Source organism: Priestia sp. TRN 1309, assembly GCF_050846875.1.
In the GTDB taxonomy this organism is placed as follows: Bacteria; Bacillota; Bacilli; order Bacillales; family Bacillaceae_H; genus Priestia; species Priestia zanthoxyli.
Genome location: NZ_JBOZGM010000002.1, coordinates 858,435 through 872,513, shown reverse-complemented (window position 1 = coordinate 872,513; position 14,079 = coordinate 858,435). Strand labels below are relative to the sequence as shown.

The 14,079-nt window shown below is 37.8% G+C and carries 12 protein-coding genes; 8 read left to right on the top strand and 4 right to left on the bottom strand.

Features of this window, described 5'->3' with window-relative positions; genetic code table 11:
- Positions 1–23: 23 nt before the first annotated feature.
- Both ACRPLQ_RS11740 and ACRPLQ_RS11735 read right to left on the bottom strand, forming a co-directional pair.
- Entirely contained in the window at positions 24–800 is a 777-nt protein-coding gene (locus ACRPLQ_RS11740) for a 3-hydroxybutyrate dehydrogenase (protein ID WP_013056911.1), read from the bottom strand.
- A gap of 83 nt (positions 801–883) precedes the next feature.
- The gene (locus ACRPLQ_RS11735) at positions 884–1,165 is read right to left on the bottom strand and encodes an acylphosphatase (protein ID WP_013083031.1); all 282 of its coding nucleotides are present in this window, start codon (positions 1,163–1,165) and stop codon (positions 884–886) included.
- A gap of 143 nt (positions 1,166–1,308) precedes the next feature.
- Here ACRPLQ_RS11735 and ACRPLQ_RS11730 point away from each other — a divergent pair, with 143 nt between their 5' ends.
- Both ACRPLQ_RS11730 and ACRPLQ_RS11725 read left to right on the top strand, forming a co-directional pair.
- Entirely contained in the window at positions 1,309–2,526 is a 1,218-nt protein-coding gene (locus ACRPLQ_RS11730; RefSeq protein ID WP_028413468.1) for an MFS transporter, read from the top strand.
- A gap of 130 nt (positions 2,527–2,656) precedes the next feature.
- Positions 2,657–3,667, top strand: coding sequence for an LLM class flavin-dependent oxidoreductase (locus ACRPLQ_RS11725; protein ID WP_432236003.1), 1,011 nt, complete (start codon positions 2,657–2,659; stop codon positions 3,665–3,667).
- A gap of 181 nt (positions 3,668–3,848) precedes the next feature.
- Here ACRPLQ_RS11725 and ACRPLQ_RS11720 read toward each other — a convergent pair whose 3' ends face one another.
- Positions 3,849–4,931, bottom strand: coding sequence for a glycosyltransferase (locus ACRPLQ_RS11720; RefSeq protein ID WP_051137108.1), 1,083 nt, complete (start codon positions 4,929–4,931; stop codon positions 3,849–3,851).
- Positions 4,932–5,546: 615 nt separating this feature from the next.
- Between ACRPLQ_RS11720 and ACRPLQ_RS11715 the strand changes: the two genes are divergently transcribed.
- The 3 genes from ACRPLQ_RS11715 (at position 5,547) to ACRPLQ_RS11705 (ending at position 7,869) form a co-directional block, all read left to right on the top strand.
- Positions 5,547–6,176, top strand: coding sequence for a hypothetical protein (locus ACRPLQ_RS11715; RefSeq protein ID WP_028413466.1), 630 nt, complete (start codon positions 5,547–5,549; stop codon positions 6,174–6,176).
- A 27-nt stretch (positions 6,177–6,203) separates the two neighbouring features.
- A complete protein-coding gene (locus ACRPLQ_RS11710) occupies positions 6,204–6,920 on the top strand; it encodes an AraC family transcriptional regulator (RefSeq protein ID WP_432236002.1) in 717 nt (238 codons plus the stop codon).
- Positions 6,921–6,984: 64 nt separating this feature from the next.
- Entirely contained in the window at positions 6,985–7,869 is an 885-nt protein-coding gene (locus ACRPLQ_RS11705; protein WP_049164394.1) for a DMT family transporter, read from the top strand.
- A 39-nt stretch (positions 7,870–7,908) separates the two neighbouring features.
- Here the strand turns inward: ACRPLQ_RS11705 and ACRPLQ_RS11700 are convergent, their stop codons facing one another.
- Positions 7,909–9,528, bottom strand: coding sequence for an ABC-F family ATP-binding cassette domain-containing protein (locus ACRPLQ_RS11700; RefSeq protein WP_013083037.1), 1,620 nt, complete (start codon positions 9,526–9,528; stop codon positions 7,909–7,911).
- A gap of 505 nt (positions 9,529–10,033) precedes the next feature.
- On the opposite strand from ACRPLQ_RS11700, the gene ACRPLQ_RS11695 reads away from it, so the two are divergent.
- Genes ACRPLQ_RS11695 through ACRPLQ_RS11685 form a run of 3 tightly spaced genes read left to right on the top strand, consistent with a single transcriptional unit; the run spans position 10,034 to position 13,940 of the window.
- Positions 10,034–11,611, top strand: coding sequence for a spore germination protein (locus tag ACRPLQ_RS11695; protein WP_034265842.1), 1,578 nt, complete (start codon positions 10,034–10,036; stop codon positions 11,609–11,611).
- A 6-nt stretch (positions 11,612–11,617) separates the two neighbouring features.
- The gene (locus ACRPLQ_RS11690) at positions 11,618–12,745 is read left to right on the top strand and encodes a spore germination protein (protein WP_432236001.1); all 1,128 of its coding nucleotides are present in this window, start codon (positions 11,618–11,620) and stop codon (positions 12,743–12,745) included.
- Positions 12,729–13,940 (top strand): Ger(x)C family spore germination protein, encoded by a 1,212-nt coding sequence (locus tag ACRPLQ_RS11685; protein ID WP_028413460.1) that lies wholly within the window; start codon positions 12,729–12,731, stop codon positions 13,938–13,940. Before ACRPLQ_RS11690 ends, ACRPLQ_RS11685 begins: the two co-directional genes overlap by 17 nt.
- Positions 13,941–14,079 lie beyond the last annotated feature (139 nt).

Sequence of the window (14,079 nt, the reverse complement as noted above, 5' to 3'; positions counted from 1 at the left end):
TCAGTTACACTGACACTCTTTTTTTATTGAGCCGTATATCCTCCATCGATCACAGCAGCTTGGCCGGTGACGCCTTTTGCTAAATCACTTGCTAAAAACATTGCGTAGTCTGCAATTTCATCAACTGCCAGCAAGCGTTTTTGAGGAACAAGAGGATAAATAACTTCTTCTAGTACTTTTTCAAGCGCTACATTTCGCGTACGTGCTAAATCTTTTAATTGATTTTGAACAAGCGGTGTATCAACATAACCAGGGCAAATCGCATTTACCGTAATGCCGTGCTCCGCACCTTCAAGAGCAGCCACTTTCGTTAAGCCAATCACGCCGTGCTTAGCACTGTTGTATGCCGCTTTTCCTGAGAAACCAATCAATCCGTTAATGGAAGACATGTTCAAAATGCGGCCGAATTTTTGCTTTTTCATAATAGGAAACGCATGCTTAGTCGCAACAAAAGGTGCAACAAGCATAATTTTCGTTAAAAGTTCAAATTTTTCAGTAGGAAATTCTTCGAGCGGGGAAACAAATTGCATGCCAGCATTGTTAATTAATACATCAAGGCGGCCATATGTTTCAACCGTTTGAGCAATCATTTGTTCAATGTCACTTTCATTTGTCACATCTGCTTTAATGCCTAATGCTTCGTAGCCTTTTGTCTTCAATTTGTCTGCTGCTTTCTTAACTCCGTCTTCATTCAAGTCAGTTAAGACAACAGTCGCTCCGTCTTCAGCAAAGCGCTCACCAATTTGATAACCAATACCTTGAGCTGCACCTGTAATTAACACAATTTTGTTTTCAACCATCGTTTTTTCCCCCTTATATGTAGATGATATAAAATCGCTTACTTTTCCATTTTATCAAAAATTATCTTAATTTAGCGAGTATTTTAACTGTACTTTACGCGAAAAGAATGGGTGTGGGAAGGGGTGTTTACTACCTTTACTTCCACATTGCTGACAGAAGCGAACGGCGAGGGACCTTTTTTAATTTCTTCAATAAATTTTTGGATATTACTTTCTTCACCTTCAGCATCAATTTCTACTTTTTGATCGTCTCGATTTCGTACCCATCCGTTAATAGAGCATTCCATTGCTTTTAGCTGCGTGTAGTGACGGAACCCAACCCCTTGAACGCGTCCGTCTACAATCATATGCACATGTTTTTTCACTGTTCTCACCTCACAGGCAATTTTCCCTTTTTTATAAAAAAGAAAACAACTATAATCTTACTTTTCACTGTATAATAGAAAAAGACATTGTAAGACTTTAACAGTTTTTTTAATGTAGATTAAATAAGAAAGAAGGGTTATGAATGCAAGCAGCAGCACGAACGCAGCAAGCGCAGCCGGCGACGATTTACCGTATTTTATTTGCTATTAGTTTAGGACATTTTCTAAATGATTGTATGCAGTCTGTTATACCGGCACTTTTTCCAGTCCTTGAAAAATCGATGAATTTAAACTACACGCAAATCGGCTGGATTGCCTTTGCTTTAAACATGACGTCATCGATCATGCAGCCGGTGTTCGGCGTATTTGCCGATAAGCGTCCCTCGCCGTTTTTATTGCCAATTGCAATGTGTTTAAGCATGATTGGTATGGTTGGACTCGCTTTAGCGCCAAATTTTTATTTTGTGATTATATCTGTTTTATTTGTAGGGTTTGGATCCGCTATTTTTCATCCGGAAGGTTCTCGCGTAGCGTATATGGCAGCAGGAGGAAAGCGGGGGCTGGCACAGTCTATTTATCAAGTTGGCGGGAATACTGGACAGTCGATGGCTCCGCTGTTTACGGCATTTATCTTTATCGGACTTGGTCAGTTTGGAACAATTTGGTTTACGTTAATTGCAGGTATCGGCGTAGTGGTTCTATACAGCGTCTCTAAATGGTATAAATCAGAGTTAGCTACTCGTCAACGCTTGAAGAAAAAGCAGTCAGATGCTTCATTTACGATGAACAAGCAAATTATTTTTGCGATTGGACTTTTAATTTTTCTTGTTTTTGCACGTTCATGGTACGGAGCCGGCATCCTTAATTTCTTTCAGTTTTATATTATTGAAAAATTTAATTTGCCTATCAAAAGCGCCCAGCTTTACGTTTTTTTATTTATGATTGCAGGGGTGTTTGGAACATTCTTTGGAGGTCCGCTTGCCGATCGTTTCGGAAAACGAAATATTTTATTGTTTTCTATGTTAGGGTCAGTACCGTTTACTTTATTACTCCCTCACGTTTCTCTCGGAGTCGCAGCGCCTCTTTTAATACTAATCGGCTTTATTCTCCAGTCAAGTTTCAGCGTCACGGTCGTCTATGCTCAAGAGCTGATGCCGGGGAAAATTGGCTTGGTTTCCGGCTTAATTGTAGGGCTTGCTTTTGGGATGGGAGCTTTAGGAGCTGTTGTATTCGGTAAATTAGCCGATGTCTTCAGCCTTCAGTTTATTATGCTGTTTTGCAGCTATTTACCAATCCTAGGGCTGTTAACATGGCTGTTGCCGAGCGATAAGCGTGTGAAAGAAATACACGAAGCAAAATAAGAAAAAGAAAAAGCAAACGCGCCTTAGCGTTTGCTTTTTTTATGAGCGTGAAGCAAATTTCAAGACGAATTCATATTTTTCTCCTACAATAGATACAATAGAAATTGAAAATCGAAAGGAAGAATCAGCTATGATTAAGCTAAGCGTATTGGATCAGTCTCCAGTTTCAAGCGGATCAACACCAAAAGAAGCGTTAAAACGTACGGTGGAACTGGCAAAATTAACGGAAAAGTTGGGCTACCACCGCTTTTGGGTAGCGGAACATCATAATACGAACGGTCTTGCAGGCTCATCTCCAACTCTTTTAATGACGCACTTAGCTTCTCAAACGAGCCGAATCCGAATTGGATCTGGAGGAGTCCTTCTTCCTCAATACAGTCCGTATAAAGTAGCAGAAGATGCTCAGCTGCTTGAAAATCTGTTTCCGAATCGAATTGATTTAGGTCTTGGACGCTCACCGGGAGGAGATGTGCTGACGCGGCTAGCGCTTACAGATGGAGTACGTAAAAGCCTCAATGAATTTCCGCGGCAAATTCAGGCGTTAAAAGGGCATCTTGAGCATAATTTGCCGTCTGACCATCCGTATTACGGGGTGACAGCTTATCCGTTAAGTGAAACAAAACCGGAACTGTGGCATCTTGGTATCAATAAAAGAGGAGCAAGATCAGCTGCTGAGCTGGGCATTTCTTTTACGTTTGGACACTTTATTTATTCAGTTGGTGGACAAGAAGCCATTCGTCATTATAAAGAAGAATTTGTCCCTTCTTCGTATCAATCAAAGCCTAACACCAACGTATGTGTATTTGTTGTATGTGCAGAAACAACAGAAGAAGCCGAGGAACACGCCAAAACGTTGGATGATTGGCTGTTGAAAGTAGCCAAAGGCGGAGACACAACAATTTCATCGATAGAAGAAGTGCGCAATCGTTCTTATTCAGAAGAAGAGCTTAAAAAAATAAGCACCAATCGTCCTCGTATGATCGTAGGAAATCCAGCTGAAGTAAAACAAGGGTTAACTCAGCTGCAGCAAAAATACGATAACGACGAATTTTTAATTATTACAAATATCCATGACTATGAAGCAAAAAAGAAGTCTTATGAATTGCTTGCAGAGCTATTTCCTCAACCCTCATTTTTTTAAGAAAAAGATGGAGGGTGAGGAAGCTGTTGATATGAGAGGGATTTAAGAGTGGGGGAAAAGTGTTTGCTCCACTAATTACTTAGATAACGCCCTAGCTTAGTAATGTTTTCAGATTTATATTTCTTTGTAAATTGATGTTTTTAAATAATGATAAATAGTAGTATTTTATAAAATTTTTATTTTATTGAAGAACAGAATGAAGAAAATTTTCGTTATGCTTAACATGAGGATTGTCAGGAACAAACGAAGCAGCAAGAGAATTATGTTTTTTAGCTTCGTGAAATTTAGATAGTTTACTGTAGCATAAACAAAGTTGTAAATGAGGAAGCCATGTATAACAAGGCTTATTCACAAAAGGGCTAGTATTTGGAATTTCTATTTCTGTAGCGAGTTTATACCAAGAAATAGCTTTTTCAATACAATTCTGCTGTAAGTATATAAAGCCTAATCGACAGCAAATCTCTCCTCTTGGAGCATGATATCTGAAAGAATTGATACAACTATCAATAGCATTAGACCAGTCTTTTAAATAAATATAGCAATCTGCCATTCTTCCACAAGCCTCAATATTATCTTCAAGCCATCCTTTTGCGCCATCTAGAAACTTCTGGTACCATTCAATTGCTTGTTCGTACATACAATGATCTTTACACTCGTTAGCATAATAATACTGATCTCTAGGAGAAAACGATTTTCCATCCTTTAATAATTCTTCATAAATTCGTAAATTACGATCACTGCTTTTTTTAAAATTTTTATGAGTAATAGCAATATCCGAATCAATAATATTTCCGTATACTTCTAAAAATTCATGTACAAAACCAAACCACTTAAAATTCATTTTGCGCTTAACAAGACGGTTGCGCCGGGAGATGAAACTCGGATTACCACTCTCATCAAATGCAAGGTGATAATTCATTGATACAGCATCTATATTGGAATTCAATGTTTGTTTTAATGTTAATAACTTTACTTTATTTTCTGCAGTTATAATATCATCCGCATCAAGCCATAAAATATAGTCTTTCTTAGCTTTAGAAAAAGCAAAATTCCGTGCAGCTGAAAAATCATTAGTCCATTTGAAATCATAAATAAAATCTGTGAATTCAGCAATAATCTTCTTTGTCTCATCGGTAGATCCCGTGTCAACCACAATAATTTCATCAACTATTTCTTGAATAGATGATAAACAATCCCTTATCACAGCTTCTTCATCTTTTACAATCATACACAAACTAATAGATATAGATTGATGTTCTTTCATTCCCTCACCTCCAGATTATTGTATTAAATGGCCCAAAAGATTGTGTTGAACTTACAAAAAAATACATTTTTAATTAAGGTAGATAATGCTTTTGGATTAGCACATACACCAAGTAATTCAGCCTTTTATACAACTTTATTATATCCACGATTTCTTTGTGAACGGAGATAATGGAGGCCGATAAATTACGCCAAAAGTTGCTCGTAATCCTATTATTTGAACTTATTTTTAGCGTTAGACCTCTGTTTGTTTCTCTACCAGAATTTTTTCGTTAAAATGTGAGGCATCCACTTGCTCATATACTATCACCTTCTTATATTTTCGAAGTTTGTTGTTCTACTTATTTTTCTGTTTTAGATAAGCTTATAAATGTTTGTGGAAAAGTACAGTAGTGTTTTTTGTAACTTTTATTTATGTAAAAAAGAAAAAACAGTTGCCCCCATATAATTTAATTTATAAAGATATGCTGCTTTGAAAACCAGAACCTAATAGAACGTCATTAAACGGCTCTACAATAGCTTAACGATACATTATCAAACCCGTTTATTTTTTAAAGAAAAAGATGGGGTTTTTTTACGGGATTAAATGTTAGAATATTTAAAAAGGAGGAGTGACATGCAAGTAGAGCAAAAAAGTGTAAGCAGCCAAACTAATAAGATTACCTATACATATATTAAAACAGGAGGGCCTCGTATTTGCTTTATGTTTTCAGGGCTAGGCTATACGTACGAAAAGCCCCTGTTGTATTATGTAACGATGCTGATGATAAAACACGGAATTGACGTGGTTCAGATTCACTATACATATTCCAAAGAGCTGATGACAAAGTCTACAGATGAGATTGCAGACGTTATGATGAAAGACATTTGTTTAGTGCTGCAAGACGTTTTGCCTCAAAATAGCTATAAAGATATCATATTTGCAGGGAAATCGCTTGGGACCATTCCTCTAATTCAGCGAGTTATGAAAGATGAAGTTTACAAAGACGCAGTGATGCTTTTACTGACGCCGCTTTTAACAAGAACAGAACTGTTTGAAAGTTTACTAAAAAGCTCTCACAAAGGTCTTCTTGTAATAGGAAGTGGTGATCACTATTATACTGAAGAAGTTTATCGATTAAAAACAAATCCAATGAATATTGCGGTCATCGAAAATGCCGATCATTCATTGGATGTTTTATATGCTCCAGCAGAATCGTTAAGGGTGCTGGGAACCGTTTTGGACGGCATAGAACAGCTTCTTTGAGACAGGAAATAAGGAAAGGAGAACAAAATGGATACGTTACGTGAAATTATTTGTGAAAAAAGAGCCTACAGCTATTCACCTCATACTCATGATCATAACTACAGTCAGCTTTTGTTTCCGCTAGCAGGCGCTCTTGATATTCAAGCAAGCGAGCAGCACTTAACGCTGCAAGAAGGATGTTTTTACATTCCGCCTCGTCAGCTTCATACGTATCAAGCTAAAAATACAAATGAATGTTTGGTTGTTGATATTCCTTTGAAATTTACAGAAAGTGCGCATCTTTCTCAAGAAGCAGTTTTTATTCAATGGGATTCAACCTGGAAAGCACTTCGCTACCTGTTACTTGATGGGCTTCAAAAAAGCACTGACAGGGGGGCGCTTGAAGATTTAGTCCGTTACGTTCAGCATTATTTACCAAAGAAACAAACGTTTAAATCCATTGATTACCTTCATGTTAACTTTAATCAAGAGTTAAACATAGAAAGTCTTGCTAAGCTGGAAAATTATCATCCTGCCTATTTTTCCGCTTGGTTTAAACAAAAAACGGGTTATTCGCCTCAAAGCTATGTAGCGCGTATACGTTTAAATAAAGCAAAAGAACTGTTAAAAGAGAGCAGCTATTCGATAACGTATATTGCGCACGAAGTCGGCTATCACAGCTTGTCTTCATTCACTAAATGGTTTGCAAAACAAGAAGGAGTCTCACCGACGCAATATCGAAGTATCTTAAAAACAGACAAATAAGATCATAAAAGCGGAAAAACTTTTTTCTTTCTTTTAGCTATGATAAAAGAAAGGAGATGAAACGATGAATACTTCATTATCAAAAATACTTATTTTATGTGCCGCAGTTTTGTGGGGAACAACAGGAACCGCCCAAGCTTTAGCGTCTGCTGAAGCGCATTCCGTGGCTATTGGAGCCGTACGTTTAGCGGTAGGGGGACTATCGCTTCTTACAGCTTGTCTTATACAAAGAAAGAATGTGGACGTAAGACGTCTTCCTATTTTGCCTCTTGCGGTTGCTGCAGCAAGTATGGCCGCTTATCAGCCGTTATTTTTTTCCGCTGTCATTAAAACGGGTGTTGCAGTAGGCACAATGGTGGCAATTGGCAGTGCGCCTGTTTTGTCAGGAGTATTAGATTACATAGTGTACCGCAAGAAACCTACAAAAAAATGGTTGCTTGCTACGGTTACTGGTATTATAGGGTGCAGCTGCTTGCTGTTAAAAAAAGATACTCAAATCGACGTGATAGGTTTGGGTATGGCGATAGGAGCAGGGGCGTCTTTTGCTTGCTATACGACTGTCAATAAAAAAATTGTTCAGCATGTTGATCCGCAAGTAGGAGCTTCGCTTGTGTTCACAGCCGCCGCCGTTTTACTGATACCATGCTGGTTTATGTACGATATGAGCTGGCTAGTCTCTTTAAATGGAATGGGGATTGCTCTTCATTTAGGAATACTTACGACGGCGATTGCTTATGTATTATTTTCTACAGCGCTTAAGTCAGTGCAAGCGTCTACCGCCGTAACGTTATCGTTAGCAGAGCCCGTTACCGCTTTTTTACTTGGCGTCTTTTTCTTAGGAGAATCTCTAACTTTGGTAAACATATGCGGAGCAGCACTAGTGTTGGCTAGCTTAGTGTTTTTAACGTATTCTCCGAAGTCATCGCTAAATCAAGAGGTGCATATATAAAAAATCCCCCCGTTCTTTAAAGAACGGGGGGATTTTTTATTAAGCGTACATGCTAGCTACTTGTTTTTGCAGGTTGCTGTCTTCTAAATACTCATCGTACGTCATTTGCTTGTCAATTACTCCGTTTGGCGTAATTTCAATCACACGATTCGCAATCGTTTCAACGAACTGATGGTCATGAGATGTGAAAATCATTGAACCTTTGTAGCTGATAAGTCCGTTGTTTAGTGCTGTGATTGATTCTAAGTCAAGGTGATTCGTAGGATCGTCTAGTAAAAGAACGTTCGAACCGCTTAGCATCATTTTAGAAAGCATACAGCGAACTTTTTCTCCTCCGGAAAGAACGTTGGCTTTTTTCAACACTTCTTCACCAGAGAATAGCATTCTGCCTAAGAAACCGCGTAAGAAGCTTTCGCTTTGATCATTAGGTGAATACTGACGCAGCCAGTCTACTAAGTTTAAATCTCCGTTTTCAAAGTACTCGGAGTTGTCTTTTGGGAAAAAGGCTTGAGACGTTGTGACACCCCATTTGTACGTACCGCTGTCTGCTTCCATTTCACCCATTAAAATCTTCATTAATGTTGAATTTGCAAGTTCGTTTCGGCCTACAAGAGCAATCTTGTCATCTTTATTCATAATAAAACTTACGTTATCAAGTACTTTTACGCCGTCAATTGTTTTTGTTAAACCTTCAACGCGAAGTACGTCATTTCCAATCTCACGTTCCGGCGTGAAGTTCACGTATGGGTAACGACGAGAAGAAGGACGGATGTCATCTAATGAAATTTTATCAAGCAATTTTTTACGAGACGTTGCTTGTTTTGATTTCGATGCATTTGCGCTAAAGCGAGCGATAAAGGCTTGAAGCTCTTTAATTTTTTCTTCTTTTTTCTTGTTTGCATCTGACGCCATTTTTTGTGCTAATTGACTTGATTCATACCAGAAATCATAGTTACCAACGTAGACTTGGATTTTACTGAAGTCAAGGTCAGCAATGTGCGTACATACTTTGTTTAAGAAGTGACGGTCATGTGATACAACAATGACTGTGTTTTCAAAGTTAATTAAGAACTCTTCTAACCATTGAATTGCTTGGATATCCAAGTTATTCGTAGGCTCATCTAGAAGTAATACATCAGGTTTTCCGAATAAAGCTTGTGCAAGAAGCACTTTTACTTTTTCACTACCCGTTAGTTCAGCCATTTTTTTGGCGTGAAGATCTTCAGAAATACCTAATCCTTTTAAAAGAATAGCCGCTTCTGATTCTGCTTCCCAACCGTTTAATTCAGCAAATTCACCTTCAAGCTCAGCTGCTTTCATTCCGTCTTCATCTGTGAAGTCTGCTTTCATATAAATAGCATCTTTTTCTTGCATTACTTCATAAAGGCGAGCGTGCCCCATAATAACGGTTTTCATAACTTCTTGATCTTCATATTCGAAGTGGTTCTGTTTTAAGACAGCAAGGCGTTCGCCAGGGCCCATATGTACATCACCAGTCTGAGATTCAATTTCACCAGATAAAATTTTTAAAAACGTTGATTTTCCAGCACCGTTTGCGCCGATTAATCCATAGCAGTTACCAGGCGTGAATTTAATATTCACATCTTCAAATAACTTTCGGTCGCCAAATCGTAAACTTACATTACTAACTGTAATCATGTATGAGCAGTCCTCCAAATTCAATATCTATAAAATTATACCATTCTTTTGAGATAAGAGCGATATGAATACAATATTTCAAACATAAAGTGTAACCGACACTTTAAGCACTCGTCAACCATTTAAGGGATTTTTTGAGCGGTGACGCTTGATTATTCTAGCATTCACCAAAACTTTGAGCAGCAAACTAGTATATCTAAGCCTTCAGTAAGCAGCTCTTTTTCATTTTTAAGATGGATGTTGTATTCCTTTGTATAAGAAACAAAAAGAAGAATAATACTACCTGGTAAATAAAAGAATTTCTATGAAGTAAACACTGATATTTTACGGATGCTTATTTCTAAAATTGCTTTGATATGGACATAAATAGGGTGATGATTATGTGGAAATTAGTTGTTTCCTATCTTCCAGAAGGGCCAGTTTTTATACAAGCAGTTCTGGTTTTTTTCATCCCGTATATAATCTACAAATTATTAAGCGGGATTCGTAATTCAGAGGAAGAGTGATGAAAGTGAAAAAATGGAGATCAACAATAAAAAAAATAGGAAACCATGCGAATGAAAAGGAAAACAAACAGGAATTTACATCTCAAAATTCATCTAATCATGTTACGGATCATTTAGCTTTAACTCTAAAAGCAGTTAAAAATGAAATTGGTCATAACTCCGACGTTCATTTTCGGGAGTTTATTATAGGACGTACAGGCATTCAGGCAGCTATTATTTTTGTAGAGGGGCTATCAGATAAAGATCTTATTGAAAAACATATTTTGTCATCATTGATGGCTGATTTTTCAAAAGAATACCAACAGGATCAGCTTTACGTAAAGGAAAGCCTTTCAAAACAGTTTATTAAAAGCCAAGTATTATCAATCAGTGATGTAGAAGAGGTTCATTTCATTAAAGAAGTAACATCAAAAGTCTTAACAGGATCTACGGCTCTTTTAATTGACGGAATATCACCTGCTTTAATTCTTGGTACAAGCAAAGTGAAAACAAGGACGATTGAAGAGCCCGTATCAGAAGCATTAGTGAGAGGGCCGAGAGTAGGCTTCACTGAATCTTTAAGTGATAATACTTCTTTATTAAGAGGAAGCGGAGACATTGAAAATTTGTCGCTGGTGAAATTTCAAGTAGGAAAGCGTTCCAAAAAAGACTTAGTTGTTGCTTACATAAAGGAAATTGTTGATCCAGAACTAGTTGAAGAAGTAGAAAAACGAATTAAAAAAATTGATCTTGATAATGTACCGGAGTCAGGATATGTGGAACAACTCATTGAAGATAATTACCTTAGCCTATTTCCTCAGGTGCAGAATACGGAGCGTCCTGATCGTGTAATTGCTGCTTTGATGGAAGGGAGAGTAGCCATCTTATTAGACGGGACGCCTTTTGCTTTGATTGCCCCCGTTACGTTTAGCATGATGCTACAGTCGCCGGAAGATTATTATGAAAGGTGGATTCCCGGTACATTTATTCGTTTTCTTCGTTATATTGCAGTAGTTCTTTCCCTTTTTACACCGGCTTTGTATATTGCTTTTATTTCGTTCCACCCAGGGATGATTCCGACTAAATTGGCTATTTCCATTATAGGAACAAAGTCTGGAGTGCCGTTTCCAGCCCTTATAGAAGCCTTATTCATGGAAATAGCTATCGAAATCTTGAGAGAAGCTGGACTCAGGTTACCAAAACCAATTGGTCCAGCAATGGGAATTGTCGGTGGATTAATTATTGGAGAAGCTGCTGTGCAGGCAGGGATTGTTAGCCCTATTTTAGTGATTATTGTGGCGTTAACTGCCATTTCATCGTTTGCTATTCCGCAATATAGCGTCGGGATTTCATTGCGTATTCTTCGCTTCATAGCTATGCTATGCGCTGCCATACTTGGATTATACGGCGTCGTTTTATTTTTCCTTTTTATGACCAGTCATTTGGTGAAACTAAAAAGTTTTGGCGTATCTTACATGAGTCCAGCGGTACCCTATCGTTTAAGTGAATGGAAAGACTTGATGGTCCGTATGCCTCTTATGATGATGAAAAGACGTCCAAAGATGATGCACACCAAAGATTCTCTACGAAAAGGATAGCAGCTTATGATAAAAGGAAGTGAATCAGAGGTAATGATAAATTCAAAAGATCGTATTACGACGCCACAAACAGCTATTATTGTCATCAATTTTATACTTGGAACTGGTATTCTGACGTTGCCTCGAACAGCTGCGGAACAAGTGAAAACACCAGATGTGTGGTTAACTGTTATTCTAGGAGGAATAGTCACCATGATAGCAGCGATAATCATGGTGAAGTTAAGCGGGAAATTCCCTGGAAAGACGTTTTATCAATACAGTAAAGAAATTACAGGGAAATGGTTGAGTAAGTTAATTAGCTTACTTATGATAGGTTATTTTTTACTGCTTGGTGGTTTTCACGCCCGTTCATTGGCAGAAGTAACCGGATATCTCTTGCTGGAAGGAACGCCGACGTGGGCTATTATTATGCCATTTATGTGGATAAGCCTCTATTTAATTAGAGGGGGCATTAATCCGATCGCTCGACTGTTTGAAATTATATTCCCTATTACCGTTATTCTTTTTTTACTGGTAGCTTTTATGAGTATGAAAATATTTGAAATAGATAATCTGCGCCCCGTACTTGGATCAGGAGTCCTTCCAGTACTAAAAGGGGTAAAAACAACTGCTCTTGCATTCACCGGTCCTGAAATCATGTTAATCATTTTAGCTTTTATGAAAGAACCGCACAAAGCAGGAAAAGCTGTGCTAGTTGGAATTACTATTCCTATATTTATTTATGTGATTACTGTTGTAATGGTGATTGGAGCGTTATCGATTGATGGAGTAGTAATAAGAACATGGCCAACGCTTGATTTAATAAGGAGTTTTGAGCTGACAGGCTTGATTTTTGAACGATTTGATTCCTTGCTGCTAGTTGTATGGATCATGCAGATGTTTGCTTCTTTTACTATTAACCATTACGCCGCTTCATTAGGACTGTCTCAGCTTTTCCAAAAAAACATTCATCCATTTATGTATGGTTTGCTTCCGGTCATATATCTTATTTCCATGATTCCTAAACATATTAATGATGTATTTAAATTGGGAGATATGATTGGCAATATCGCCTTAGTTTTATTTGGCTTTTTGCCGCTGCTTCTTCTCATTATTTCAAAAGTAAAGGGAGTAAAATATGAAACAAACCTTTAACCATTTCCAGTACCTATTGGTTTTGTTTTCTGTTTTTTTGCTCTTTCCTCTGGCAGGCTGCTGGAGCAGTCATGAAATTGAAGAGCAAAGTTTTGGAGTGGGTGTGGCCTATGATAAAGGTAAGGAGTCCATAGCTGAAAAAGAATTTGATGAACAAGGAGAAGGGTATACTAAAAAGAACCTGATTACGTCAACTTATCAACTTATCACTCCTCAAGTCGCAAGTTCAACCACTAAACAAGGAGGACCGCAGCAGAAATCTTACGTAAATATTTCGGAAACAGGAGATTCTCCTTTTCAAATGCTTCGTGAATTATCTTTAAGAAGTGACACTCCTTTAACTAGTCCTCATATGAAAGTAATGGTTATCAGTGAGGCCCTTGCACGAGCGTATAGTTTAGAGCAATTAGTGGACCAAACTCTTCGGGACAATGATTTTAGACCTAGTTGCCTTGTGTTTATTAGTAAAGGAAGAGCTAGCGACACGTTAGAATCAAAAACAGCAGGAGAGATCCCAGCTTTTCACCTGTATGGAATGATAGACAATACGTATCGAACAACGCGGGTTTTACCGCCCATGCCGCTTATTAAATTAGCAAGCAAGATTCAAACTGGATCTAGTTTTCTGTTGCAAAATGTATTATCAGCAAATGGAGAAATCAAATTTGCGGGTGCTGGTATAATTAAAGGGGAAACAAGCAAAATGATTGGTTTTTTGAATGAAGAAGAACTAGATGGTTTGGCTTGGATTACAGGGAAAGGGAAAGGCGGGCTAGTAAAAAGCTTTGATAAAAAGACCGGTCAGCTGATTGTATATGAAATAGAGTCTATGAAAAGTCACATTCAACCCCATGTTAAAGGAGATAATATCTCTTTTGATGTACACATTGAATCAGTGGGAAGGCTATCTGAAAGTTGGATGACCTCAGGGAGCTCTTTTAATAATCAATTTTTACAGAATGCGCAAAAAACTTCAGAAAAAAAAGTAAAGTACCTGGTAAGAAACGTACTAGAAAAAATGCAAACAAAATATAAAGTTGATGTTGCAGGTTTCGGAAATCAATTGAGAATTAAGCAGCCTAGAACATGGATGAGGGTCAAAGGAAATTGGGATCAAACATTTAGTGAAGTGCCAATTAACTATGATGTGAAGTTAACGATTAAAGATTATGGAGCATCCGGATCAAAAAAGTAAGCATCTGACTGTAACTTTGCTTATCGTTATGTCAAAAATGAAAAAACCTAAAAAAATAATAATCTCGGAACTTCCCACGAAATACTCATCGTATGCTTCGTACAGAGCCTTCAACAAACAACAAATAAGAGCTGCCGGT

What these genes read in the sequence shown, in the direction of transcription:
- ACRPLQ_RS11740 (WP_013056911.1), bottom strand. Translation starts at nt 800, where the DNA reads ATGGTTGAAAACAAAATTGTGTTAATTACAGGTGCAGCTCAAGGTATT.
- ACRPLQ_RS11730 (WP_028413468.1), top strand. Translation starts at nt 1,309, where the DNA reads ATGCAAGCAGCAGCACGAACGCAGCAAGCGCAGCCGGCGACGATTTAC.
- ACRPLQ_RS11725 (WP_432236003.1), top strand. Translation starts at nt 2,657, where the DNA reads ATGATTAAGCTAAGCGTATTGGATCAGTCTCCAGTTTCAAGCGGATCA.
- ACRPLQ_RS11720 (WP_051137108.1), bottom strand. Translation starts at nt 4,931, where the DNA reads ATGAAAGAACATCAATCTATATCTATTAGTTTGTGTATGATTGTAAAA.
- ACRPLQ_RS11715 (WP_028413466.1), top strand. Translation starts at nt 5,547, where the DNA reads ATGCAAGTAGAGCAAAAAAGTGTAAGCAGCCAAACTAATAAGATTACC.
- ACRPLQ_RS11710 (WP_432236002.1), top strand. Translation starts at nt 6,204, where the DNA reads ATGGATACGTTACGTGAAATTATTTGTGAAAAAAGAGCCTACAGCTAT.
- ACRPLQ_RS11705 (WP_049164394.1), top strand. Translation starts at nt 6,985, where the DNA reads ATGAATACTTCATTATCAAAAATACTTATTTTATGTGCCGCAGTTTTG.
- ACRPLQ_RS11700 (WP_013083037.1), bottom strand. Translation starts at nt 9,528, where the DNA reads ATGATTACAGTTAGTAATGTAAGTTTACGATTTGGCGACCGAAAGTTA.
- ACRPLQ_RS11695 (WP_034265842.1), top strand. Translation starts at nt 10,034, where the DNA reads ATGAAAGTGAAAAAATGGAGATCAACAATAAAAAAAATAGGAAACCAT.
- ACRPLQ_RS11690 (WP_432236001.1), top strand. Translation starts at nt 11,618, where the DNA reads ATGATAAAAGGAAGTGAATCAGAGGTAATGATAAATTCAAAAGATCGT.
- ACRPLQ_RS11685 (WP_028413460.1), top strand. Translation starts at nt 12,729, where the DNA reads ATGAAACAAACCTTTAACCATTTCCAGTACCTATTGGTTTTGTTTTCT.